The organism is Pseudomonas sp. LBUM1652, from assembly GCF_059716105.1.
The window spans coordinates 2,855,419-2,880,700 of record NZ_CP166804.1 but is presented as its reverse complement, the minus strand read 5'-3'; the positions used below and the strand labels follow the sequence as shown (position 1 = coordinate 2,880,700).

Below are 25,282 nucleotides of genomic sequence, written 5' to 3'. Positions count from 1 at the left end.
CCCGGGATTGGGCGAGCGCCTCCGTCCTTTCTCAAAGCGTCTTACCTGCCAGCCACGCCCCCCAAAACAGACTGCTGAAAAACCGTATCGCCTCACCAAATCCAGCCTCGCACAACAGCGCCTGAACCGCCGCCTCCGAATGTGGCGGATCGGCACCCTGAAGAATCTTGCCAAGCTTGGCCTGCACCTCATCCGCACTGGCACCCTGCTGCCGCCATCGCTGGCCCCATGCCTTGAGCAATAACGGTTGACTGGCATAGGCGTAGTGATTGCCCGCGACGATCAGCGGCGCACCTGGTTTCAGGCGAGCCTGAATCGATTGCAGGATTGCTCGTTTGGGTTCATCGCCATTCAGATGATGGAGCACGCCGATCAACGTCGCCGCGTCGAATGACTCATCAGCCGGCAAGTCATCGACATGCCCGAGATGCACATCCGTTCTGTGCAGCAAATCATTGGCCTGCAAATGCTGCGTCGCGGCCTCCAGCATTGGCTCGGAAGGATCAACCGCCGTGAAGCGCCAGCTCGGCTCCAGCGCGGCCATCGCAATGATTTCCTGCGCTGTACCGCCAGCGCCGACGACCAGTATTTTGGCCGAGGGCGAGGCGCCGAGGCTGGCCGCCAACATGCACGCCGCCAGATCGTGGCATGCGTCATAACCCGCCAGTGCGATGCGGCTTTGGCTGGCGTATTCGTTGGCGCGGGAGGTGTCGAATTTTTCAGCGGGGTTGGCAGCGGATGAGTTCACTGGGCGATTCTCCTTGTCTTTGCAGCAAGGTACGCCGTGGTGTGGGATAAGAAAAATTCAATGATTTCATGTGGTGCATTCCTGTCGGGAATGCGGAACTGGAGTCCTGGCTTACTTCCTCGAGTATCGATGGCGTCTTGATACCTGCCACTCAATCCCAGTGATCGGGTTCAGTAGCCCATGGTAAATGAAAGTGCATAAGCGTCTCTAAATCAGATATTTATAGACCTTTTCAACCGTCCGCTTTCGGCCAAAACCGGCCGCTCAGCCCACTCTTTTTTCGGCAATACGTCACCGCCTGGCAGGCATTCCTAAAAAGGATTTACACTCGTTTTGCCTCGATTCAGACCGCTGTCTACATACGGGAAAAAATTTGTGCAGATTCAAATTATTTACACCCAAACAGGCATGTTGCTCTCCAAGCATCCTTACCCATCGTGGAGAGAGCTTCAAAATCAGTACCCTGACTACGTGACTTCGCTCGGACCCTGGGATGCAGATGCGGTTATCGAATATCTAGCGGATGAATACCCCGAACTTTTACCGCACCCAAAAGAGCAAGTGGTCGCGTTAATTGAAGATACTCAAGAAACTAGAGTGCTTACTTTTGCCGCGTGAAAAACCTCCTGACGACCATTCACCGACGTTCACCAATGACGTCCGCTTTGGGTCCAGGCTGTGTGAAAACGTCAGCATCGATAGGGACGGGCCGTCTCTACGTGAAGTCCGTAGATATTCGGAATCATCTTCACTACTCTGGAAGTCAGTTCTTACGACATTGGTTAAAGGATTTCTAGAGTTCATCGGTATCATTACTCTCGCCCCTCTCAAATCAGATCATGCCATGAACCATAACCCTATGGAATCCTGCCCCCGCTGTGGATCAGTCCAACACGTCAGACCAAAGGGAATTCTGATAGGGGCAGCAAGCCCAAAAAAACGCTTCAATGGGGAAGAAAAAGCAGGCTATCAACGCTTGGATCAGCTAGCAGTTGATGAATGCAAGACTGCCCTTCTGAAAGCAGCGCCGCTGGAGCAGCTGGTTGATGGGTTTTATTGCGATCATTGCGGGGTGGGTTTTGTAACAAGCGAGATTGTACAAGGTGTCGACCGATCATCGCTCTAGAGACGATGACGGGGGTTGTTTAGATCGAAACGGCTTTTCATGACAGCCAGCAGTCGACCAGGCCCGGTGAAAACTCCCGCAATTGTCTAATCTTCTGATCGTCGAGATCGTAGCGGGGGCGATCATGAAGCGATTTATTGAAGGTGAAGCTCGGACGCAAGTCACCTTGCTGCCGGAGTGTCTGGACGATTACGTAACCGAAGAAAATCCAGTGCGCGTGGTCGACGTTTTCGTCGATGAACTCGACCTGGGTGCACTTGGGTTTGAAGGTGTTGATCCTGCTGCAACGGGTCGTCCGGCCTACCACCCAGCGGTGTTGCTGAAGATCTATATCTACGGCTACCTCAATCGGATTCAGTCCAGCCGCCGGCTTGAGCGTGAGGCCGAGCGCAACGTCGAGTTGATGTGGCTAACGGGGCGTTTGGCTCCGGACTTCAAAACCATTGCCGACTTTCGCAAAGACAACGGCAAAGCCATTCGCGGCGTATGCCGCCAGTTCGTAGTGCTTTGCCGCAACCTCAATCTCTTCTCTCAGTCGATCATTGCCATCGACGGCAGCAAATTCAAAGCCGTCAATAATCGCGACCGCAACTTCACTCAGGGCAAGGTGAAGGCACGCATGCAGCAGATCGAGCAGAGCATTGAACGATATCTGGCGGCGATGGATTCGGCGGATCGGGCAACGCCCGAAGTCGCCGAAGCCAAAGCCGAGCGGCTGAAAGAGAAGATAGAAACACTGAAAAAGCAGATGCAGAAACTCAAGGAAATCGAGTCGCAACTCCACGACAGTCCAGACCGGCAAATCTCCCTCACCGATCCAGATGCACGCTCAATGGCCACGAGCGGCCGAGGCACCGGGACGGTTGGCTACAACGTGCAAACCGCTGTCGACGACAAACACCATTTGATCATTGCTCATGAGGTGACCAACGTTGGCAATGATCGTGGGCAGCTGAGCAATATGGCGAACCAAGCGCGTGAAGAAATTGGAGCTGAATCACTAACGGTGGTGGCTGATCGAGGCTATTACAAAGGTCTGGAAATCCTTGCTTGCGAGCAAGCCGGCATCACTACCTTCGTACCGAAACCCCTCACATCTGGCAGCAAAGCGGAAGGCAGATTCGGCAAGCAGGATTTCATCTATCTTGTGGCGTCGGACGAGTATCGATGCCCTGCGGGGCAGTTACTAACCAGGCGACATTCGTCGACGGAAGACGGCATGTTATTGCATTGTTACTACTTCTCGGGCTGCCAGTCCTGCGCAATGCAAAAGCAATGTACGACGGGTAAGGAGCGCCGTGTGAAGCGCTGGGAACATGAGGCGGTAATCGACGCGATGCAAGTACGGCTGGAGCATGACCCGGGGAAGATGAAGGTTCGCCGCCAGACTGTTGAGCATCCTTTTGGAACACTCAAATATTGGATGGGAGCCACCCACTTCCTGACCAAAACACTGCCGCGGGTAAGTACTGAGATGAGCCTTCATGTGCTCGCCTACAACCTCAAACGAATGATGAGCATCTTCGGTATCGCAGGACTGCTTGAGGCGATCAGGGCGTGAATCCAGCCTCTTGGCTCGCCCGTTAGTAGCCGTTTGGGCCGCTGACGCGGCTCAAACGGCATTACGAGCGTCTATGTAGCTGACTAAGGTAATTCGCGCTTCCGCCTGCTTATTCCACAGGCAATCCTCGTGACTCTCAGTTTTCGACGTATTTAGCGCGTTTTCACACAGCCTGGGTCGAAAGTCGTCTTTTGCTAACTTCATCAGGACCTCGCCACGCCCCGTCTAGATCGAGTAGCAGCGTGCAGATGGGATTCGTTTGAGTCAGCTTGCTTGCCGGCATCAGCCGGATTTCACTCGGTCCTATGCCCGATCTCTTCCCGGGTTGGCATCGTCCAATCCGAAGTTCTTCTTTCGTAAATCGAATCGGCGTGGTTATCTACTTCATAGGTAAATGTCAGCAAGTAAAACGCAAATGCGGTTGCAGCCAGTGCCGCTCGCCCCAAGGGATTCGCATCTTTGGACAAACCACCTGGACCAATGGCAACCCAGCCTCCCCGAAGGTAGGCAAAGACCGCTTGCGTGAACCATGCGTGTGCTGCGAGAACTCCCCAGAAATGACTCCAGTCCCCGGCGAAGCGCACAAAAGCGTTTACCAATGAGGCGATGACCATCAATGCCAAAATCAAATACCGAAAGCGCTTCAAAAATGTAAGGACGTAATGTTCCGATTCCATCAACCCTTTTCCCAATCAAACAGGCTGCACGCGTTTCCCAATCTCCAGATATCGGCAGACTTGAGTCGATCCTGAGTCACAACCAATAGATCCTTCTCCCTTCAAAGTCAGCCGCTACAGCGGCAAGGTTTACGGCAGACCTTGATTGGTCGGGTGCACGCCCGTGTGAAGCCGGCCGGTGTAAAAACCGCCCATTGAAAACATTGCGGCCGTAGCCTGTCATTGGACTTGTCAGGCGCGAGGGCAAAAGGCTTCAATCAATGATTGTTATAGGGTGAAAAGGCGCATGGGAGATAGTCATTAATCTCCCGCATGATACGTAGGCTGTTGCTCTATCCCAATCGACCAAATGGGGTCGATTTCTACCTGACTCGACAGGCAGCTTTGAATATTTGCGGCCCATAGTGACGGGCAGCTATCGGCCAAGAGCGGACCGCCGGTTTCAGCCATTCTCGGGGCATGGCACCCAGGGTTCACGGAGAAGGTCAGATTGCATTAACGCAGGTTTCAGTCTGCCTTTTACAAAGCCTCAATCTAAGTTAGCGTGCACTTTTTGCACAATTGGGAACGCTTAATGAAGACAGTGATTGAACGGCTGGAAAAATGGTTAGAGACCCATCTTCCTGAAGTACATCGGGATCTGGCCCCGGGCTGTTCGGATGCTGCAATCGAAGAGTTCGAAAACCTTGTTGGCCGACCTTTTCCAGAAAGCTTGAAGCAGCTCTACAGGTTGCACGACGGGCAACACGGTGCGGCGAACTCAGGGCCCTTTTATGGACTTGTTTTTCTGTCGCTGGCAGCGGCCAAGACACATTGGGAGTCTTGGAAAGACATCATCGATGAGTGGTCGCCCGAAGAAATGACCGAGGCGAGTGCATTCTGCACTTCGGGAAACTCCGGCGCTATCCAGGCTCTATACGCCAATCGATACTGGATTCCCTTCGCCTTCGACTACGGTGGCAATCATCTCGGTGTTGATTTGGATCCGGGCGAGCGCGGAACCTTGGGACAAGTCATTAATTTTGGCAGTGACGAAGAAGATAAATACGTTGTGGGCAAGTCCGTTGATGAATTTATGGAGTGGCTGGTGGATCAACTCGAAAGTGGTAACTTCGCAATCAGGGAGGAGGATGACGGTTGGCGAAGCTTGAACACCAAGGAACCTGAAATGCTTCATTTTCTGGACGCCGTTCCCATTCTGTTTGGGGCACAATCTGTCAGGTGAACCGGCAAGATCGCCAATTGGGTCTACGCAAGTAGAGAGCTAAAGGGGGCGAATGCATTTTCCAGAAGTCCCCCTTTTTTTTACCTGTTGTCCCGTCCTGAATAAGGTTTACACCTTCTGACCCATTCTCAGGAGGGAGTAATGAATACGGGAGAAAGGCGCAGTCAGCGTGATTACACGCTGACCTTTAAATTGTCGGTCGTCGATCAGGTCGAAAAAGGCGAGTTGAGTTATAAAGAGGCTCAAGAGCGCTATGGCATTCAGGGTAAAACGACCGTACTGAACTGGTTACGCAGGCATGGTCGGCAGGACTGGAGTCAAGGCGCGTCCATTCGCTCCAAGAGACCCCGTTCCATGGATGAGCCCGATAAACCCCTGACACCCGAACAGCGAATCAAAGAGCTTGAAGAAAAGCTTGCCCAAGCCAACCAGAAAGCTCAGTTTTTCGAGGCCGTCGTTGACGTTTTGAAGAACGACTTCGGTGTTTCTGTCGTAAAAAAGCGATCCGGCAAGTCCTCTCCCAAGGGCAGATCCAAGGCCTGAGCATCAGTAGGGCTTGCCAGTTCATGGGGATTTCCCGTCAGGCTTATTACAAGCGCAACCGGGCGTGTGATGCCCGGGCCCGTCATGCCCAGGAAGTGATGGGATTCGTGAGGGAAAAGCGACTTAGGCAACCGCGCCTTGGCACCCGAAAACTTCACAATCTAATTCGCACTGAGCCAGAAGTGTCCGTAAAGGTTGGTCGAGACCGTTTATTCGATATCTTGCGAGATCGGCGCGAACTGGTTCCCCGCAGACGGGCCTATCACAAAACGACAGACAGCCATCATCGCTTTCGCCGGCATCCAAACCTGCTCAAAGATGGACCGATTCAGGTAGTCGCCAAGGCGCCAGAGCAAGTATGGGTTGCTGACATCACCTACTTACCGACGCAAACGGGTGTGGCTTATCTGAGTTTGGTCACCGATGCGTACTCCCGAAAAATCGTGGGGCACCATGTCCATGAAAGCTTGCACACCGAATCGGTGATCCAGGCGTTCAACAAAGCCCTCAGGCAGCGGAAAACGGAGCAACGCCTGGTGCATCACTCGGATAGAGGCGTCCAATACTGCTCCGAGCTTTATCAGCGGCTGCATGCCAAATACGGCATCACCTGCTCAATGACCGATGGCTACGACTGCTACCAAAATGCGTTGGCTGAGCGTGTGAACGGGATTTTGAAAAACGAGTTATTGCTGCATCGCCCCAAAGATTTTGCAGAGGCCATCCGGATGGTGGACGAGTCGGTGCAGATCTATAACAACGAGCGGCCTCATCTGTCGCTGAAATACAAAACGCCCGATGCGGTGCATCGGGCGTTTTGAGGCTGAAACAGGTGTAAACCTATTTCAGGACTAGACAGGGCAATAGCCGTTCTGGATGAATGTCTGCTCTTGGCCGATTGCTGCCTGTCGTGAATGGGAGCAAACGGCCACAATCGGACAGTCGGATTAAGGGCGGCGATTGGTAGCAGCCTCAATTCCTCGGCGCGATAAACGAGCAGTACCTCACAGACATCACTGACAAACGCTATCTGGTTTTCCCGGTCGACGACGAACACCGTGTCCAGCATCAGGTGGATCAATTTTGGATAGAGCGCTCGTAAATCAGCGGGCATGGGCTTCAGTGTCCGGTTCAGATAGCGCGATAAAAGCCTTAACGTGATGGGCGACGGCAAGCAACCCCATTCGATTTGACCGATATCGGATGGCCTGCACACTTCCCAGCTCATCAATGATGGTCATTTTTCCCGATTGGTTGATCAACGTGCCAAACGCAACGGCTCGGCAAAGGTGCCGGGCCGTGAAGAGCCGTGCTTAGAGGAACGTCAGGACAGCGTTGAACACCAGTGCCGCGACAAAGCCAACAGGCGCTGCGCGAAACAGGAGCTGCTGGAACAGTGAGCTGCGACTCTGCTCCGTGGCACATGAGCCTAATATCAAGCTGCCACCCGAGGAGAACGGCGAGATGGAGGTGGCTTGAGCGCCCACGACGATGGCCACGAACAGGATCATCGGATCGAGCCCCAGTGCAGTGGCAAGCGGTGGCACCAACGGGAACAGCGCCGGCGTCACCACCCCCAGCGTGCTGGAGAACAGCGACATGAACGCCGCCACCACACCGAAGACAATCGGCACCATGATGGGCGCAATGCTATTGCCCATCCACGATGCAAGCAAACCGATTGTCCCGGCTTTGATCGCGACCGAAATCAGCATGCCTACACCGCAGATCATGATCAACGTGCCCCAGGGCACGGACGCCATTGCCTTGCGTTCGTCGCCCAGTTTCAGCAAGAGCGCGATCACCGAGAACAGGCTGGCGATCAAACCGATGTCCATCTTCGAATTGATGAAGCTCACCGTGGAGTTGTCCGGGAAGACAATTTGCGCGACGGGCGCCGCCAGTACGATCACCATCATCGCCAACGTCAGCCACAGGGTGATTGTCTGCTCGCGGTTCAGCGGCGTCGGCACGGCGACCGCATAAGCGGACGCCTTCATCGCCTTGCCATGGCCGGTGAGAAACACCAATACCGAAATCACCGCCAACGGTATCACCAGGGTACTGGCGAAAATCGCTGCGGCGTTGATGAAGGCCTCGTTTTCTGGGATGCCGGCATTGGCCATCAAGCCACGAAAAATGATACCACTCTGGCTGGAAACGAAGTTGGCTCCGCTCAAGGCGCCATAGTTGACCGCCATGCCGCCCGTGATCAGGCTCATCCCGGTGCGCTCACACAGCAGCAGCGTGATGGGCGCCATGAACGCCAGCACTGTGTAGTAGCCCGCCCCCATCGCCGAGATGGTGGTTGCCGTGAAGAAGACCGCGAACGGCAACAATTGAGGCATCGACCGGCATCGATAAATCAGATGCTCCGCCAGTTTTTCAAGCGTGCCATTGACGGTGGCAAAACTATAGAACAGACAAACCGAGAAGATGATGAAGAAAATCTTCAACGGCCACAGGCTGATGACTTCGGACGGGCTCAACCCCATGCCGTAACAGCCGATCAGGTAAGCAAAAGCGATGGCGAACAGACCTATGTTGATCTTGGTCTTGTAACCCAGGGCAACGGCGATAACGATTGCCGCGACGACGAGCAGACTCATCATGATGGAAGTCCTATTGTTGTTATTAATCGTTTAGCTGCATATGTCGAAGCCAAACAGCTTCGCCGGGTTGTCCTTGAGCACATGCGCCCGCTCGGCCGCGTCCGGTAGCAAGCCTTCGAGGAAAGCCACTTGCCGGGTATAGTCCGTCTGCTGTTCATACTGAGTGTTGGGCCAATCGCTGCCCCAGACGAGTCGCTGGAGACCGCCACTCGTGTCGCGCAACAGCGCCAGCCCATGCGATGCCTGGGCAAGATCGGATTGACTGCGGTACGCGGCGGACAGCTTGAGCCAAACCCCGTCATCGTTCAGCAACTCAAGAAACGCCTGATGGTTGGGGTTCCCGGCATCGATGCCCCCCGTCGGCAGGCCGAAATGATCGATGACGACGGTCACACCGCAGGCCCTGATGGCCGATACGATCGGCGCCAGGTCATCGATGCCACGCTGAATTTCAACTTGCCATCCCCGCAGCGCCAACCGCTGGTACAGAGCGGTCCAGGCTGGGCCGCTGTAATCCTCCAGCGCCTTACCAATGAGATTCAAACGGATGCCGACCACACCCGCTTCGGCCAACTCGTCCAACTGGGTTTCGCTGACGTCGACATCCACCACCGCCACCCCACGCAAGCGCTGAGGATAACGGCGCAACGCGTCGAGCATGAAGTGATTGTCGGTGCCCAGAAAGCTCGGCTGAATCAACACGCCGTGTGAAAAACCGTGGCGATCCAGGTGATCCACGTATTGCTCCACTAAAGCGTTGTAACTCGGGCTGTAGCGACGGTTGGCAACCATCGGCAGATCTTGGCGGAAGACGTGGGCGTGCGTGTCCACACCGGTGAAGGCTGGCGGGTGAAGGCTGGTCATAAACAGATAACCCCGGTCGTTTGTTGTTATGGAAAATCACCTGCCGCCATGAGAAATCAGGTCCTTTTGCCCAATTTCCCATCGTCAGCATGTGTATAAAATTCGACAATTCATATATATGACTAGATCACCATATATTCACGGATGGATATCTGTCAAACCTCACACAGGTGATAAAGTGGCTCGGCATGCCGAAAAGGAATCAAAGAAAAATGAACGCCCCTACCCTCGGATACGACGAGCGCTTGCCGCTCTATCAGCGCCTGCGAGAAGAAATGCTCGCCAAGATCGCCACCGGCGAATGGATGCCAGGTTCGCCCATCCCCACGGAGGCCGAGCTCACCAAACACTATGGTGTGGCCATCGGCACGGTACGAAAGGCCGTGGATACACTGGTCAATGAAGGTCTGCTCCTGCGCAGCCAAGGCCGGGGCACCTACGTGCGCCGCCCCAACTTCGATGCCTCACTGGCGCGATTCTTCAGGCAAGTGAATGCCGCGGGTGGGCGCGAAATCCCGACCAGCCGCATCTTGGCAAAGAACCGGCAAAAACCCTCACAGCTGGTGGCAACAGCACTGAAGTTGCAGGATGACGAAGACGTCGTGCATCTGGAACGGCTGCGGATGGTTGAAAGCCGCACACTGTTTCACGAGGATATCTGGCTCCCCGCCACACGGTTCGGCGTATTGCTGGAAGTTAATTCCGAAAGCTTCGGCGACCTGCTCTACCCGTTTTATGAAACCCAGTGCGGCCAATGTATCGGCTCGGCGACAGAGACCCTCACCGTAGAGCAAGCCGACCGGGCCACCGCCAAAATCCTTTCGATCAAAGAAGGCGCCCCGGTCGTCACCATCGAGCGCACCGCCCTCGGCTATGACCGCTCCCCGCTCGAATACCGAATTTCCCGCGCGGCGGCCGAGGGGTTCAGGTACCAGATCGATATCTCATGAGCAGTGACAAGGGCACCCACGCCCTCGCCGCCCGGTGTCGGGATTACGCCGGCGGTCCAGCCGATCCAGCTCTCGATTGACCGCCAACTCACCGAGCATGATGATCTGCACAATCCCCAACAACGCATTACGACTCGGCCACTGAAACGTCTGCGCCAAGTCGCAGGCCATTACAATGGCCGACGCCAAGGATTCACAGGCGTGAACCAGCAAGTCTTCCTTGTCGAAATCCGGGTTAATCGCATACATTGTGCTCGGGACCCGGCTGCGGGTTTTGATGTCTTCGGTGTTGAGGTAATAGGCGAGGGAGTTAGCCTTATGGGCGCCACATTTGGAGCAAAACCGAAAGGGAACTTCAGGTGAGCATCCGCGTAGGGTCCAGGCTGCCAAAAACAGTCATTGAGCATTCTTCGGACCTACCTCTTTTTCCGCTCAGTGTATGAACCGCTAGTGACCGGCATTAGCAAGATGCCGGTCACTTCCACTATTTTATTTACTGATGGACACAATGGTGGCTCTGCCACCATCTAGCCGAAACGAAAACGAAACACGGTCTCCAGCCGTCAACCCTTTCAGTTGATCGTCCGATACGGAAAAGGCCATGGTCATCGGGGGCCATTGCACAGCTAGAACAGCGCCGTGAGAGATGGTCACCGTATGCTTCGTAGAATCTATAGCCTTGATCGTTCCGTCGGCGGTGGCGACTGGAGCCTGTTTTGTTTCCTGCTCCATCTTCATGCCATCCATACCGTCCATTTTCATACCCGGCATGTCCTCTGCCAAGGCCGAAAAAGACAGCGTAACTAGGGTGCTAGCAACTGCAATCATGGTCAATTTCATACAACTTTTCCTTGAAGTTTTTTGAGTTCAACTGCGAGGTGGCGGCGACGCATCAGGCGATAAGCTGCCGGAATGACAAACAGGGAAAGCAAGGGTGCCGTGATCATGCCGCCCACCATGGGCGCGGCGATGCGACTCATCACTTCGCTCCCAGTACCGCTGCCCAACAGAATGGGCAGCAGGCCGGCAATAATGACGGCCACGGTCATGGCCTTTGGGCGAACGCGCTGCACAGCACCTTCACGAATCGCCGCGACCAATCCCCGCTCAGTGTTGTCGCCGAGGTTTTCACGTTCGGCCCAGGCGTTCTTCAGATAGAGCAGCATGATCACGCCAAACTCGGCAGAAACCCCGGCCAAGGCGATAAAGCCAACGCCGGTGGCGACCGAAAGATTGAATCCCAACAGATAGAGGAACCATGCCCCGCCCGTCAGTGCGAATGGCAGCGTGGCCATGATCAGCAAGACCTCATCGAAGCGGGAGAACGTCAGGTAGAGCAATACGAAGATGATCAACAGCGTGGCAGGCACCACCAGCTTGAGTCGTGCGTTGGCCCGTTCGAGAAACTCGAACTGCCCTGAGTAACTCAGACTCATGCCGGGCTGCAACTTGACCTGCTCATTGACGACCCGGCGTAGATCAGCAACTACCGAGGCAATGTCCCGGCCACGCACGTCGATGTATACCCAACCAGAGGGCCGCGCGTTCTCGCTCTTGAGCATCGGCGGACCGTCAGTAACTTTGACCTTCGCCACTGTGCCGAGGGTGATCTGGCTACCTAGCGGGGTATAGATCGGCAATTGCTCCAAGGCACCGAGCGAGTCACGCCACTCCCGTGGGTAACGCAGGTTGATCGGGAAGCGTGCGAGCCCTTCAATGGTCTCACCAACATTTTCACCGCCGATAGCGCCGGCCACGATGGACTGAACATCGGCGATATTCAGTCCGTAGCGAGCGGCGGCTTTGCGGTCGATATCCACGTCGATATAGCGGCCACCGGTCAGACGCTCGGCCAGAGCCGAACTGACGCCGGACACACCCTTGGCCACTCGCTCAACTGCCTGAGTCGCAGCATCAATTTCCGTCAGGTTGGTACCGGCAACTTTCACGCCGATAGGACTCTTGATCCCGGTCGCCAGCATGTCGATACGGTTGCGAATCGGTGGTATCCAGATATTGGTTAGCCCAGGAACCCGTACCACTCGATCCAGTTCTTCCACCAACTTTTCCTGGGTCATGCCTGCACGCCATTGCTCGTGCGGCTTGAACTGGATGGTGGTTTCGAACATCTCCAGCGGTGCCGGGTCGGTGGCGGTTTCAGCGCGTCCGGCTTTACCGAAGACATGTTCGACCTCTGGGACGGTCTTGATCAAACGGTCGGTCTGTTGCAGCAGTTGCGCGGCCTTCTGCGCCGACAGCCCCGGCAAAGCCGAAGGCATATAGAGCAGATCGCCTTCGTCCAGCGGTGGAAGAAACTCACCACCCAATCGAGACATTGGCCACAGCGCACTGACAAAAACCAACAGCGCCACCAGTAGCGTGACTTTGGGGCGGCGTAGCACCGCATCCAAGGCTGGCTGATAGATCCTGATCAACCAACGGTTCAACGGGTTCTGTTGCTCATTGGGGATTCGTCCTCTGATCCAGTAGCCCATCAGCACTGGCACCAAGGTCACTGACAATCCCGCCGCTGCGGCCATGGCGTAGGTCTTGGTGAAAGCCAAAGGGCCAAACAGCCGACCCTCCTGGGCTTCCAGCGTGAACACCGGGATGAACGACAGAGTGATGATCAACAAACAGAAGAATAGCGCCGGGCCTACCTCCGCCGCCGCCTCAGTCATTACATGCCAATGACGCTCACCCTTCAGTTCTTCCCCCGGATTGGCCGCGTGCCAAGCCTCAATCTTCTTGTGGGCGTTCTCGATCATCACCACGGCGGCATCGACCATGGCGCCGATGGCGATGGCTATTCCGCCCAAGGACATGATGTTGGCGTTGATGCCCTGGTAGCGCATGACGATGAAGGCAATCAGCACCCCCACCGGCAGCGAAATGATCGCCACCAGGGATGAACGCAGGTGCCAGAGGAAGATCCCACACACCAGCGCGACGACCATGAACTCTTCGATGAGCTTGTGGCTGAGATTTTCCACCGCGCGGTCGATCAGCTTGCTGCGGTCGTAGGTCGTGACGATTTCCACCCCGGCCGGCAGGCTGCTTTTCAGTTCGTCGAGTTTGGTTTTGACCGCCGCAATGGTTTCGCGAGCATTCTTGCCGCTGCGCAAAATCACCACGCCGCCGACGGTCTCGCCTTCGCCGTCGAGTTCAGTAATGCCACGCCGCATTTCCGGTCCCAACTGAATCGTGGCCACATCGCCAAGGGTTACCGGCACACCACCGGAACCCAGCTTGAGCGGGATAGCCCGAAAGTCATTGAGCGTCTTCAAGTATCCGGAAGCGCGCACGATGAACTCGGTCTCTGCCATCTCCAGCACGGCTCCACCGGTTTCCTGATTGGCCTTGCCGATAGCGTCGGTCACCTCAGCCTGAGTGATACCGAGGCTGGCCATTTTGAGCGGATCAATCTGCACCTGGTACTGCTTGACCATGCCACCCACGGTGGCCACTTCCGCAACGTTGGGCAGGGTCTTGAGTTCGAACTTGAGGAACCAGTCCTGAAGTGCGCGTAGCTGCGCCAGGTCGTGTCCTCCACTGCGATCTACCAATGCGTACTGATAGATCCAGCCCACGCCCGTCGCATCCGGCCCCAATGCCGGCTTGGCGCTGGCCGGCAACCGACTTTGTATTTGGCTCAGATACTCCAACACCCGCGAGCGAGCCCAGTACAAGTCCGTGCCGTCTTCGAACAGTACGTAAACGAAGCTGTCACCGAAGAAGGAATAACCACGCACAGTCTTGGCTCCCGGTACTGAGAGCATGGTGGTGGCCAACGGATAGGTCACCTGGTTCTCGACAATCTGCGGCGCTTGTCCCGGATAAGGGGTGCGGATGATCACCTGAACATCCGAGAGATCTGGCAGCGCATCGATGGGCGTGCTCTGCACTGACCAGATGCCCCAAGCGGTAACGAACAGCGTTGCCAGTAGCACCAGGAATCGGTTGGCCACTGACCAGCGAATCAGGGCCGCGATCATGGCTGGCTCCCCGATTTATCCAGACGCTCAACACGCAAGCCATCATCGGTCTGGCTCACCGCAATCCGAACCTTGTCACCCGCTTTCAGTCCCTGCATCAGAGTCGGAGTGGCGAGAGGAAACGTCATCGTCATGCCTGGCATGCCCAGTGTCTTGAAGGGACCGTGGGCAAGCGTGACTTCTTTATCGTTGATCTCAACGATCTGCCCATCCGCTTCATGAAAGCTGGAGGCTGCTGCGCTGGGTGATGACTCTTTCTCCGTGCTTGCAACAACGCCCTTGAGACTGGCCTCCGAGTCGAGCAAGAACTGGCCAGAGGTAACCACCTTCTGGCCTTCTTCCAGACCTTTCAATATCGCCGTCTTGCCATCGCTTTCCTGCCCGGGTTGCACTTCAACTGGGCGGTAGCGGCCCGCGTCTTCGGCGAGCATCACCAAGGCACGTCGGCCAGTGCGAATGACCGCCTCGCTCGGCACCCACAACACACTTTGCTCGGTCGAGCGGTTCAGGCGTACCTGCGCCGTCAAACCCGGCCTGAGGCGCCCGTCCGGATTGGGTAGTTCCACCCGCACGCGAAGGGTGCGGGTGTCGGGATTGGTCTCGGGCAAAATCGCGCTGACCTTGCCATTGAGTATTGTCCCTGGGAAAGCTGGCAGACGCGCTTCGACTGCCTGTCCCGTGGTGATCGATCCGGCATCCGATTCTGGTACGGCCACAGCGAGCCAGACACTGCTCAAGCCATTAACGCGTGCCAGGGTGTCGCCGGTCGCCACGGTCATACCCGCGCGCACGTTCAACTCTTGCAGCACACCGGCAATGGGAGTGGTCAAAGTCAGGTACGGCTGAACCTTACCGACACGCTCTACCTGAGTAATCAGCGCTGCCGGCATCCCTGTGAGCCGTAGACGTTGGCGGGCCGCATCCAACAGGGCAGCATCCCCGTTGCGTTTCAGGGCAAGGAACTCTGTCTGAGCAGCGGCCCATTCCGGCACCAGGATATCTGCCAACGCCGCGTTGGCTTTGAGCACATCACCGGGAGCATGGGCATAGACCCGCTCCACAAAGCCAGCGGTGCGTGCCTGAATCACAGCGACATCACGTTCGTTGAACACCAAGACACCTGTCACGTCGAGACTGGAATCAAAGATCCCACGGGTGACGGTCGCAAAACGCAGTCCGAGATTTTGGGTCAGACTTGGATCGATACTGACGGTCGCTCGATCCCCTGCGCCGCTGGCGTACTGCGGGACTAGTTGCATGTCCATGAAGGGGGACTTACCCGGCTTATCGAACTTTTGCTGCGGGTACATGGGGTCGTACCAATACAGTGCTTTACGTTCACCCGGTGAATTGAGGCTCTGCTCTGGGGTGGAAACTGGTACTGCGCTCATGCGCTGATGCGCGAACCAGTAACCACCGGCAACACCCAATGCCAACGAGATGCCCACCAGCAATGCCCCATTCCATTTTTTGAGGTTCATTGACTGGACTCCCCATAAGCAAAATAAAGACGCGCACTGGTCAGCGCTCGCTGTTCTTCCACGTCGATCTGTTTGAGGCGGGCTTCGATGAGTTCACGTCGGGCGGCAACAACGGCGTTTAAATCACCTTTGCCGGCACGGTAACTGGCCATGCTGAGGTCGACCTTTTCCTTGGCCAGCGGCAACAGGCTTTCCTGGTTTCGGCGCACGGCACGATTCAGACGCTCATAGTCGGCCAGTTCGCTCTCCAGTTGCTGAGTGTGCTCGCGTGACAGGGCTTCGCGCTCGGCCTCAAGCTGACTGAGTTCAGCCTGTTTGGCGGCGATTTTGGGGTTTTGGCGCGAGTCAGGAAACAGCTGTAGGTCCCAAGAAAATTGCACGCTGACCATATCGCCAAACTCACGGCCACGGCGCTGATAATCCAGTTCCCAGCTCCAGTCCGACTGCTTCTCCGACACGGCTTCACGAACCTTGGCTTGCGCTTCACGGGTCATCGGCGCAAACGCTGCCAGCTCGGGATGATGTTGCAGTTTATGGGCGTAGCCGGAGGTATCGACGGGCCATTCAGGCAAGCTGCCCACAGGCTTGTCGTTGGCGGCGGAGCCAATCCAGCGTTTGAGGGCTGCTCGGGCCTGCGCTCTCTGGAGAATCAGATTGTCCTGTTGCTCCGCCAGTTGAGCTGCTTCCTGCTTGGGTGTCACCGCATCGGCGGGTTGAGCGCGGCCACCGGCAATCTGGGCCCGGACGGTATCGGTCAACAGGCGGTTTTCTTTGTAGAAGTCCTGGAACAGCGCATCTTTACGCTCAACCGAGTAACTACTGATCCAGGCCAACGCCGTGGACTGGCGTACCTTCAGACGTTCGACTCGACGCTCCGCAGCGGCGCGATCAATGGCCGCATCAGCGACCTCGACGCGCGCTTTGCGCTTATCGCTGTTGGGCATCTCTTGCCTGACCCCGACCATTTGCATGGTCATGAAGTCCTGGTCGATGCTCCAGCGATCCGGGCCGCCAATGGGGTAATTCTGCACACCCAGCAGTAGCTTGGGGTCAGGTAGTTCACCGGCTGGAATAGCTGCACTGCTGGCAGCCTGAATTTTGGCGTCTTGTGCGGTCAGCGACGGCGCATTGTTTTCGGCCAGCCGCAACGCTTCATCGAGTGTCAATGCGGCAGCGAAGCTCGGCAATGCCAGTACGCTTGCCGCCAGACCGGCCACGAAGGACCAGCCTGTGCAATAGCACTTGGAGTTCATGTTTACGATTCCTGTGATCATCCACTGCACGCGTCAAAAAGACATGCGCGCAGCTAGTCCATCCCGCTAATGCGGAAAGAGGCTCAATGTGGGACAGGAATCAAACGCGAGGCGGTCGCCATACCCCGGACGGGGTCTGTACGGGTAGGGAATTGCTGAAGAAGGAAAGCACGACGGGGCTGAATACGGTTACTTGAGGCTTGAAGATCGAGACTTGCAGCATGCCACCTGTCTTGCATTCCTGGCCCGGCTTACAAGGTTTGCCGTGCTCGGAAGGGCTTTTCATATCGTTGCAGCAGTCCATGCCCATGTCGTCCATCATCGCCATACCCATCGTCTTCATTGGGCACGGTTCTGTCGGTGCCTGGACACCCGCCATCCCGCTGAGGGGAAGCGCCAAGCTAATCATGAAGATGATGCAAAACCGCAGATAGCGTTTCATGGGCTGGAGTGTAGTCGCTGCAAATGGCTCTTACAATTGGAAGCGGTCGACCCAATAGGCCTGCCAAAGGCGATAAAACACATCCTGAGTTAAGCCAGCATTACCGACTCGGAATAAAGCGTCTGAGACGCAGTTTCTAGATCTGCAAGTGATTCAAAAACGATCTCCATATTGCTTCACGGAGCATTCCCCAAAAGCGGGGTGATTTTCCTTACACATGGTGCTGAGTTCCCGAGGATGGTGCAGGCATTGGGGCCATGACTGACTCCATCCATTAGCTGTCCTTCACGAAGGGCCGCTTTGGGTCGAAAGCCGTCCTTCGGGATTGACTTCTTATGGCCGATTGGTGCCTGTCGCGATGGGCAGTTATCGACCCATGACAGACATGAATTCACAGGCCACTGGTATAGATGAGCAAGGTTATGAACGCTGCGAATGGAGATAGCAGAATCAGCCCGCCGACTACGACTGCCCAGCCCCAGGCAAAACCACTCTCACCCTTGAAACGGCCGCCACTCAGCAAGCCCAGAACAAACACGCCAATGCGATGCGCTATCAAATCGATAACTAAGTCCATTAACCCTTTCTCGTTGTCGGTTTTCCCAGAAACGTCAGAGCGTCCCCCAAGTGATCGTTTGCAACACCGTCCTCTACTGCGGCGTACTGTCGTTTGGAGCATGGAGATGACGAAAATAGCGTCCGTTTTTTTGCCGAAAGTGTCTCCATCCCAACCCTGCTAATCTCCCCCCATGAAAACCGCTATCATCTCCGACACCCACGGCCTACTGCGCCCCGAAGCCCTCGCCGCCCTCCAAGGCTGCGACCTCATCATCCATGCCGGTGACATCGGCAGTCCGGACATCCTTGCACAACTCGCCGACATCGCCCCTGTCCATGCCGTGCGCGGTAACAACGATTTGAGCCTGCCCTTCGCCGCCGACCTCCCTGACAAACTCAACTTCGAGCTGAGCGGCTGGAAAGCTCTGCTGGTTCACGATATCGCCGATGTCCCGGCCCATCTTGATAGCGACATCAGACTGGTGATCACCGGTCATTCGCACAAACCTGATATCCAGTGGCGCGGCGAGCGGCTTTATCTGAATCCGGGCAGTGCCGGCCGGCGGCGGTTCAAGTTACCGGTCACGTTGGCGTTGCTGGATGTCTGCGCTGATTCCCTCGCACCAAGACTGGTGCATCTGCTCGACCCTGGTGCCTGAGCGCTGTTTCGGGATACCTCTGCTATGTTTAAAGATCACCCAATCAATTCTTCCCCTAGTGCGAGTCTGCAGTCCACGCCATGATCAAGACACATCGCTCATGAACACCCAGCCTGTCTCGAAAACCCGCCCCAGCAACCCGGCCATTCAGCTGCTGTATGTGCTTTACAGCTTGACGTGTTACTCCATTTTTCTCTTCACAATCCTGTACTTGATCGGTTTTCTTGGAAGATGGTTGGTTCCAAAGCACATCGACTCCGGGGAACCTCAAGATGTCGTTTTCGCGATACTCGTCGATATTGCCCTCATCACTCTGTTCGGCCTACAGCACAGTGTGATGGCGAGAAAAGGCTTTAAAGACAGACTTGCCCACGTGATGCCCGCTGCCATTGAACGAGCCACTTACGTTCTCTTCAGTAGCCTCACCCTCTTGTTGCTTTTCTATTTGTGGCAACCGATTGCCGTGCCGGTGTGGAGTGCTGAATCGCCTCTGCTCAGGGTCGTGCTTTCAGGTCTGTTCTGGACAGGCTGGGGGCTCGCTCTGCTGGCAACTTTTCTGATCAGCCATTTCGAGTTGTTCGGTTTGAAACAGGCAATCAAAGCCTTTCGACAGACTCCGCCGGAAACGCCCCATTTCGTGACGCCATCGCTTTACAGAATTGTCAGACACCCGATGTATCTGGGGTTTCTGCTGGCATTCTGGGCGACGCCGGACATGACGGTTGGTCATCTTGTCTTTGCCTTGACGAGTACGGCGTACATTGTTGTTGGGGCACATCTTGAAGAAAAGGACCTGGTCAGAGCTTTCGGCGAGAGATATCTGGATTACCAACAGCGCGTTGGCATGTTGCTGCCTTTTCGTAAGAAATAACGTTCTGTAGAAGTCGAAAACGTTAACGTTCGCCAAGTGATTCGGAGTGCGGCAAGTACACCTGCGCGCGCCGCGCCTGAAACTTTTCCTCAACCCTCGCCTCGATCACCTAACCTCATAGACTGTGTGATCAATTCGGGTCTACCCCTCCATGCGCAACACATTGAAGTCATTGTTTTTTGTCGCGCTCACGTTGCTTGCTCCGGGCGGTTCGTCGCTATGGGCGGCTGATCTACCGGCGCCGTCCGCGATGGCTGCCGCGCCAGCTGCGGTCATTTCCCAAAACGACTTGCAAGCCCTGCAACAACGCCTCGACGGGCTCAAGCAACAAATCTCGTCTGCCAACAATTACAACCAGCTCGAAGGGCCGCAGGATCGGGTGCAGGCGTTCATTCTGGATGTTGATCGGTTGTCGGCGTCGTTGTTGCCGCAGCAGGCGCAACTGGCGGTGCAATTGGGTGTGTTGGGGGCGGCGCCGGATACCGGGGTGGCGTCTGAGCAGGCGGATATCATCGCGCAGCGGGCGTCGCTGGCAGAACAAAAGAACAAGGTTGATGCGACGCTGAAGAATCTGGCGGCGTTGAAGCAGAGCGCGGCGGATCTGATCACGCAGATTGCCGGGATCAGGCGCACGTTGCTGGAGAGTGAGCTGACGCTGCGCACCAACAGTGTGTTGAGTCCGGATTTCTGGGCGCCACTGGTCAAACCCCGGCCCGATGATCGGCAGCGTTTGAGTTTTTTTGTAGATCGGGTGGGCGATACGTGGGCCAGCGTCTGGGCGCCGGGGCAGCGTTTTTATACCAGTGTGCTGGCGTTGTTGGCGCTGGTGATCTGGACGTTCGGACGCAGGCTGGCCGAGCGTGGGCTGACGTGGGTGTGCATCCATCGCATGCCGGAGGGGCGTGTGCGCCGCAGTGCATTGGCGTTCGCTTCGGCGTTGGCGACCATTGTCACCACGGGCATTGCCCTGCAACTGCTGTTCTACGCCCTCACCCGCCACGCACCTTTGCCGCCGGTGCTGGATACGTTTTCCGAGGAGTTCGAAAAGGTTGTGTACGCCTGCGTGTTGATCACCGGGCTGAGCCGCGCGCTGCTCTCGACCAGACATCCGTCGTGGCGGCTGCCGGCGATTGCCGATCCGGTAGCGCTGGCACTGAAGCCTTACCCGCGCATTCTTTCCGGCACGTTGCTGGTGCTGGTGACACTGGTGCAGGTCAGCAACGCCACCGGCATGAGCAGCCAGATCGTGCTCGCCGGGCGGGGCGTGATCGCGATTGCTGTAATGGTGATCATCGTGGCAATGCTGTTGCGGGTCAGCAAAGTGCGCAAGGCAATGATTGCTGCCAACGACACTTCGGCGGCGGGCAACGTGTTCGCCGGGGTGATTTACACCGTCGCCAGTGTTTCGATGTTTGTCTCGATAGCTGCGCTGCTCATCGGTTATGTGTCGCTGGCCCGGTTCATTACTTATGAAGTGGTCTGGGCGTACATCGTACTGTCGGGGTTTTACTTGCTGATCCAATTCATCAAGGACGGCTGCGAATATGTGTTTTCGCCCAAACATTCGAGCGGAAAGGCGCTTAAGCAGTTGCTCGGGATTGGTGATCGGCGGCTGGATCAGATCTCGATTCTATTGTCCGGGTTCAGCCGCGCCGGGCTTTTGCTGCTGGCGGTGATTGCGCTGTTTGTCGGCGGCATCGGCACCACGCTTGGGCAACTGCTGAGCAACATCATGGCCATTCTCGGCGGCGCCGGGTTACGCAAACTGAACATCGTCCCCGGGCATCTGCTCAATGCGGTACTGGCGTTGTTGATCGGCATCTACCTGATTCGCGCCCTGCGCCGCTGGCTGGACAACGAGTTCCTGCCCAAGACCGATATGGACCCGGGCATGTGCGCGTCGTTGAGCACGCTGTTTTCCAATATCGGTTATGCGCTGGTGATCCTGTTGACGCTGTCGTCGCTGGGGGTGCAGTGGACCAACCTGGCGTGGATCGTCAGTGCGCTGTCGGTGGGGATCGGTTTTGGTTTGCAGGAGATTGTGAAGAACTTCGTTTCGGGTCTGATTCTGCTGACCGAGCGTCCGGTGAAGGTCGGCGATTTGATCAGTATCAGTGGCGTCGAGGGTGATATCCGCCGGATCAACGTGCGAGCTACGGAGATACAGCTCAGCGACCGCTCGATTGTGATCGTGCCCAACTCGCAATTGATCTCGCAGAACTTGCGCAACGTTACGCTAGGGGGGAGCGCCCAGGGCGTGGCATCGCTTGAGTTGGTATTCCCGCTGGATATCGATCCTGAGGAGGTGAAGGAGCTGTTGCTCAACACTTATCGAGAGAACGAAAGCATCCTCGATAAACCGGCGTCGTTTGTGCGTTTCAGCAAGCTGTCGCAGGACGGGATTACGTTGACGATTACCGGTTATGTAGGCAGCCCGAGGATTGTCGGGGTGACCAAGAGTGATTTGTTGTTCGAGATTCTCAAGCGGCTGGGGGCGGCGGGAATTGAGTTGGCGAAGCCGCCGGCGAGTGCCTGAAGCGGCTTTTATGTCTCGATACATCTGCGGCGTCAACGAACGACCCGGCTCGGCGCATCGATGAGGTCTACCTTGCCTCCGGCAAGCCATCCTTCGTGTATCGAACACTATTGATACTCTAGACCAATGCCGCCGTCACGCTGTCGAGGATAAGTTTGAGATCGGCAGGCTCATAGCCCTGTGCCTCGTGCTGCGCTTTAGGTTTTCCCGCAGCCGCCATCCGTGTGGTCTGGGAGACCTGAATGCGTTGATACAATTTGTTTGTGTTGCTGCCTCCGGTCCATTTCGTAGTTCGTTCGATCTGTTCGTTGCCGGTGTTTTCGATGAACCTGACACGCATACCCAACAATGCTGCGGCATCCATCGCACCACTGCGCATCCCCAAATGCACCAGTTTACAGCCCCAGCCACGGGCCATTCTCAGGAAAATCGCATACTCGGCAGCACGGTTAGGGCCAATGATTTTGCCGTTGAAGGTTTCCTCGTTTTCGTTTTTCCAATACTCGCCCCAGATCTGCATGCCATTGCGCGATACGGCTGGCGGACCCGCGATGTCCAGTTGATCCATACTGGCGTTCAATTTTTCTGGCAGGCTGTCGTGCCCTTTGGGCTTGCCCACCACAATGATATTTTTTCCGGCTTTGAGCAGACCGCGACAGACTTGGGCAAGACCCATCCAGGTATCGTCCAGTTCTGGGTGAGCGCCACCGTCCTGCCCACTGAATCGCGTCCAGACGATGACGTACTTCGCGCTTCGCACGATCCCTTTGCGCCCCAGGAATTTATCGACACGGTAGGCCCAGTAGGAATTGCTGGCCGGGTCAACGTCTGTCCAACCGGACACATTGCCTTTGCCGTCACCTGCCATGACTGAGGCGGCGACATGGGTCGTCGCGCCGCCTACCGGGTTCAGCGTCGCTCCGCTGATCCTGGGTATGAGGCCCAAAAAATCAAGTCCGGCCATGGCAGGGTTGGCTGTCTTGTTCAAACGCGCATCCACGACATCTGTAGCGACTTTACAGGCCGCCTTGGAATCGGCCACTTTCACGGGCAGCAAGCGGTCGCGGGTCAAGCCGCAAGATACCCCGTAGAACGAGATCAGACTTTTGGCACTGCCTGTCTCCTGAGGATTGTCGCTGTAGAACAGGATCAACCGCGACGTCGGTTTGCTCTTCAGAGCAGCCCCCACCGCGAACTGGTCGCCCCCCATGTAGGCCGCCTGATAGTAAAAAGTAACGTAGTGACCGGCAAATGCCACGGGGTCGTTGTCCGCTGCAGCTGTCATCAGCTCTCCGCCCAAAGCCTTTGCCGTATCGCGTAGCGCGTTGTACTTGACCTTGTCCGGCTCTCGCGCCTGCTTGGCTGCCGCCCTTTCCCTCTCACGCTGTTGTGCCACGTGCGTATCCACATCTGACAGGCACTGGGTGATGGTGCGCTGGACGGTTGGCGTACTCTGCAAGGGGTTGGCATTGGCCGCATCCCACACCATCGCCACCGCAGTATCGGGCGCATCCAGCGCGGCCTTCGCCGCGTCGACCGTGGCAAAGCGGATGCAGCCCGTAAACGTGATGAACTTCTGTACCGTGTCTTTGTGATTCCCCAACTGCACACGGTATTGGGCCATCAGGTGATAGGGCGTGATGACTGTATTGCCAATCTGGAATGCCATGACGCGTCCTTGCCTTGAGAGCGCACACGAACATCAACGCTATTGCGCACGTTTCAGATAGCCTTCCCTGCCTCCATCGGCATAGAAAGCCAAACAAATCGAATGAATTCTAGTACCGGTATGCATAGCGTCAAGAAAGGGTCAGGGTGATCGCATCGAGCGTGGTACCACCAGCAGATTTCAGGTGAACGTTGACAGAAAGCTCGTCCGCACGCGCAAACGCATGCTGCTTGCCCATCAAAACGACAAACTGCCAGGGTGGACAGTCATTTGCACTTGGCCAACACCACCTGACAGGTATTCGGCGTGCCCCCCGACCGCCCGGCGTAGCGCATGCAATTGGTCATGGATTTTTGCCGAGCCATGTTCAGGCTGGAACCCCAGGCGAGACCGCCCTCCCCAACCGTCGGCAGCGCCTTGGCATAGCAGCTGTCGCCGACGCCTGATGGCGGATAGTGTTTTCGGTTTGAGCAGCCGCCGCTCAGCGCCAGGCTGAGGGCGATCAGGATGGACAAGGGCCACAGCGAGCATCGACGTCTGAGTATTCCCCTCATCGCGTTTCTCCTGCCGCAATCAGGTCGTGACGTATTGAGTCTAGTCGGTATGCGCAGCGGCTTCTCACTGCTCCGTCGCCTGACGATACTCCCGGGGCGTAAACCCGGTCGAAGCCTTGAACTGCCGGGTAAACGCACTGTGATCGGTGTAACCGCATTGCAGCGCAACGTCGGTGATCGGTAAATCGGTATGCAGCAGACGATGCGCATGTTCCAGCCGCACCTTCTGGATCATCTGCCGTGGCGTCAGGTGGAACACCCGTTTGCAGTAGCGTTCCAGTTGCGCCACGGAAATACCGGCAATGCGCGTCAGTTCGCCCAATGTGACGCGGCGGTTGAAGTGCGTGCGGATGTGTTCGTCGACAGCGGCCAGCCGCTCAAACGCCGGGTGAGTTTCGCTGGCTGATTGCAGATCGACGGAGATGCCCGCCAACCCGATGACCTGCCCCTCGCGGTTGTACAGCGGTTGTTTATGAGTCAGGCACCAACCCGGTTCTCGACTGCCGTACAGATGCAGCTCCAGCTGATCCTCCAGCACAAAGCCCTCTTCCAGCACTTTGCGATCCTGTTCGGTGTAGCCCGGCCCCAATTGCGCGGGGAACACCTGTACGCTGGTTTTGCCGAGCAACGGACGCAAGTCCTTCAAACCACAGCGCTGCACCAGTGTGCGGTTAGCGAGGACGTAACGGGCCTGAACATCCTTGATGAATATCGCTGCGTTGGGGATCACATCGAGCATCGGCAACAGCAGCGCGGCGCCGGCCAATAGCTCGTCCAGGGTTTGCGGGCGGCTCTGAGACAGCATCGAAAACGCGCTCTTCATTGAAGATCCCTCCCTGTTCGTGGATATGCCAAGTGCCCGTGCTGCGGCAGTCGCGAGCAGATTGCAGCATCGTTCAAGTCGTGTCGAGGGCCGCGTTTCATCGGCGCAACTGTGCCGATTTCGTCATCGATCCCG

The 25,282-nt window shown here is 56.4% G+C and carries 22 protein-coding genes and 1 pseudogene; 8 read left to right on the top strand and 15 right to left on the bottom strand.

The annotated features are described in order from the left end of the window. Positions 1 to 31 precede the first annotated feature (31 nt). Positions 32 to 748 carry a class I SAM-dependent methyltransferase gene (locus tag ACA069_RS13105; protein WP_497617892.1) on the bottom strand — a complete coding sequence of 239 codons (717 nt, stop codon included), beginning with the start codon at positions 746 to 748 and terminating at the stop codon, positions 32 to 34. Between the two features lie 375 nt (positions 749 to 1,123). Between ACA069_RS13105 and ACA069_RS13100 the strand changes: the two genes are divergently transcribed. After that, the gene (locus ACA069_RS13100; RefSeq protein ID WP_497617890.1) at positions 1,124 to 1,366 is read left to right on the top strand and encodes a hypothetical protein; all 243 of its coding nucleotides are present in this window, start codon (positions 1,124 to 1,126) and stop codon (positions 1,364 to 1,366) included. A gap of 632 nt (positions 1,367 to 1,998) precedes the next feature. Continuing rightward, positions 1,999 to 3,435, top strand: a complete 1,437-nt coding sequence (locus ACA069_RS13095; RefSeq protein WP_497617888.1) for an IS1182 family transposase — start codon at positions 1,999 to 2,001, stop codon at positions 3,433 to 3,435. A 293-nt stretch (positions 3,436 to 3,728) separates the two neighbouring features. Here ACA069_RS13095 and ACA069_RS13090 read toward each other — a convergent pair whose 3' ends face one another. After that, a complete protein-coding gene (locus ACA069_RS13090; RefSeq protein WP_497617887.1) occupies positions 3,729 to 4,112 on the bottom strand; it encodes a hypothetical protein in 384 nt (127 codons plus the stop codon). A 574-nt stretch (positions 4,113 to 4,686) separates the two neighbouring features. Between ACA069_RS13090 and ACA069_RS13085 the strand changes: the two genes are divergently transcribed. Both ACA069_RS13085 and ACA069_RS13080 read left to right on the top strand, forming a co-directional pair. After that, positions 4,687 to 5,337, top strand: a complete 651-nt coding sequence (locus ACA069_RS13085) for an SMI1/KNR4 family protein (protein WP_497617885.1) — start codon at positions 4,687 to 4,689, stop codon at positions 5,335 to 5,337. 141 nt (positions 5,338 to 5,478) lie between these two features. Further along, a protein-coding gene (locus ACA069_RS13080) for an IS3 family transposase (RefSeq protein WP_497617883.1) occupies positions 5,479 to 6,701 on the top strand; the annotation gives its coding sequence in 2 pieces (ribosomal slippage) (positions 5,479 to 5,830 and positions 5,830 to 6,701; 1,224 coding nt in all). Positions 6,702 to 6,853: 152 nt separating this feature from the next. Here ACA069_RS13080 and ACA069_RS13075 read toward each other — a convergent pair. From ACA069_RS13075 to ACA069_RS13065, 3 genes and pseudogenes are all read right to left on the bottom strand, one after another. Next, positions 6,854 to 6,994 (bottom strand): annotated as a pseudogene (locus ACA069_RS13075) (diguanylate cyclase); the annotation flags it as partial. A 199-nt stretch (positions 6,995 to 7,193) separates the two neighbouring features. Then, positions 7,194 to 8,492: an SLC13 family permease gene (locus tag ACA069_RS13070; RefSeq protein ID WP_497617881.1), complete on the bottom strand. Its 1,299-nt coding sequence runs from the start codon at positions 8,490 to 8,492 to the stop codon at positions 7,194 to 7,196. Between the two features lie 30 nt (positions 8,493 to 8,522). Further along, complete coding sequence (locus ACA069_RS13065; protein WP_497617879.1) at positions 8,523 to 9,356, bottom strand: amidohydrolase family protein; 834 nt, start codon at positions 9,354 to 9,356, stop codon at positions 8,523 to 8,525. 212 nt (positions 9,357 to 9,568) lie between these two features. Here ACA069_RS13065 and ACA069_RS13060 point away from each other — a divergent pair, with 212 nt between their 5' ends. Next, complete coding sequence (locus ACA069_RS13060; RefSeq protein ID WP_497617877.1) at positions 9,569 to 10,306, top strand: GntR family transcriptional regulator; 738 nt, start codon at positions 9,569 to 9,571, stop codon at positions 10,304 to 10,306. On the opposite strand, the gene ACA069_RS13055 is transcribed toward ACA069_RS13060, so the two are convergent. The 7 genes from ACA069_RS13055 to ACA069_RS13025 all read right to left on the bottom strand — a co-directional run bounded on the left by ACA069_RS13055 (position 10,301) and on the right by ACA069_RS13025 (position 18,054). After that, positions 10,301 to 10,585 carry a DUF6124 family protein gene (locus ACA069_RS13055; RefSeq protein ID WP_497618233.1) on the bottom strand — a complete coding sequence of 95 codons (285 nt, stop codon included), beginning with the start codon at positions 10,583 to 10,585 and terminating at the stop codon, positions 10,301 to 10,303. The genes ACA069_RS13060 and ACA069_RS13055 overlap by 6 nt on opposite strands. A gap of 210 nt (positions 10,586 to 10,795) precedes the next feature. Next, the gene (locus tag ACA069_RS13050) at positions 10,796 to 11,146 is read right to left on the bottom strand and encodes a copper-binding protein (RefSeq protein WP_497617875.1); all 351 of its coding nucleotides are present in this window, start codon (positions 11,144 to 11,146) and stop codon (positions 10,796 to 10,798) included. Next, positions 11,143 to 14,301, bottom strand: coding sequence for an efflux RND transporter permease subunit (locus ACA069_RS13045; protein WP_497617873.1), 3,159 nt, complete (start codon positions 14,299 to 14,301; stop codon positions 11,143 to 11,145). The genes ACA069_RS13050 and ACA069_RS13045 overlap by 4 nt, the downstream gene beginning before the upstream one ends. Then, positions 14,298 to 15,782, bottom strand: coding sequence for an efflux RND transporter periplasmic adaptor subunit (locus tag ACA069_RS13040; RefSeq protein ID WP_497617872.1), 1,485 nt, complete (start codon positions 15,780 to 15,782; stop codon positions 14,298 to 14,300). Before ACA069_RS13040 ends, ACA069_RS13045 begins: the two co-directional genes overlap by 4 nt. Further along, positions 15,779 to 17,035 carry a TolC family protein gene (locus ACA069_RS13035; protein WP_497617870.1) on the bottom strand — a complete coding sequence of 419 codons (1,257 nt, stop codon included), beginning with the start codon at positions 17,033 to 17,035 and terminating at the stop codon, positions 15,779 to 15,781. Before ACA069_RS13035 ends, ACA069_RS13040 begins: the two co-directional genes overlap by 4 nt. A gap of 100 nt (positions 17,036 to 17,135) precedes the next feature. Next, positions 17,136 to 17,477, bottom strand: coding sequence for a hypothetical protein (locus ACA069_RS13030; RefSeq protein ID WP_497617868.1), 342 nt, complete (start codon positions 17,475 to 17,477; stop codon positions 17,136 to 17,138). Between the two features lie 391 nt (positions 17,478 to 17,868). Beyond that, complete coding sequence (locus tag ACA069_RS13025; protein ID WP_497617866.1) at positions 17,869 to 18,054, bottom strand: hypothetical protein; 186 nt, start codon at positions 18,052 to 18,054, stop codon at positions 17,869 to 17,871. Between the two features lie 172 nt (positions 18,055 to 18,226). On the opposite strand from ACA069_RS13025, the gene ACA069_RS13020 reads away from it, so the two are divergent. The 3 genes from ACA069_RS13020 (at position 18,227) to ACA069_RS13010 (ending at position 22,101) form a co-directional block, all read left to right on the top strand. Then, complete coding sequence (locus ACA069_RS13020) at positions 18,227 to 18,694, top strand: metallophosphoesterase family protein (RefSeq protein WP_401265161.1); 468 nt, start codon at positions 18,227 to 18,229, stop codon at positions 18,692 to 18,694. A 100-nt stretch (positions 18,695 to 18,794) separates the two neighbouring features. Beyond that, positions 18,795 to 19,565, top strand: coding sequence for a methanethiol S-methyltransferase (mddA, locus tag ACA069_RS13015; RefSeq protein WP_489881212.1), 771 nt, complete (start codon positions 18,795 to 18,797; stop codon positions 19,563 to 19,565). Between the two features lie 151 nt (positions 19,566 to 19,716). Further along, entirely contained in the window at positions 19,717 to 22,101 is a 2,385-nt protein-coding gene (locus ACA069_RS13010; RefSeq protein ID WP_497617863.1) for a DUF3772 domain-containing protein, read from the top strand. Positions 22,102 to 22,219: 118 nt separating this feature from the next. Here the strand turns inward: ACA069_RS13010 and ACA069_RS13005 are convergent, their stop codons facing one another. The 3 genes from ACA069_RS13005 to ACA069_RS12995 all read right to left on the bottom strand — a co-directional run bounded on the left by ACA069_RS13005 (position 22,220) and on the right by ACA069_RS12995 (position 25,147). Then, positions 22,220 to 23,770 carry a hypothetical protein gene (locus ACA069_RS13005; protein WP_497617861.1) on the bottom strand — a complete coding sequence of 517 codons (1,551 nt, stop codon included), beginning with the start codon at positions 23,768 to 23,770 and terminating at the stop codon, positions 22,220 to 22,222. A 266-nt stretch (positions 23,771 to 24,036) separates the two neighbouring features. Next, positions 24,037 to 24,324 (bottom strand): hypothetical protein, encoded by a 288-nt coding sequence (locus tag ACA069_RS13000; RefSeq protein WP_262410331.1) that lies wholly within the window; start codon positions 24,322 to 24,324, stop codon positions 24,037 to 24,039. Positions 24,325 to 24,388: 64 nt separating this feature from the next. Then, entirely contained in the window at positions 24,389 to 25,147 is a 759-nt protein-coding gene (locus tag ACA069_RS12995; protein ID WP_497617858.1) for a PAS domain-containing protein, read from the bottom strand. Between the last annotated feature and the right edge of the window lie 135 nt (positions 25,148 to 25,282).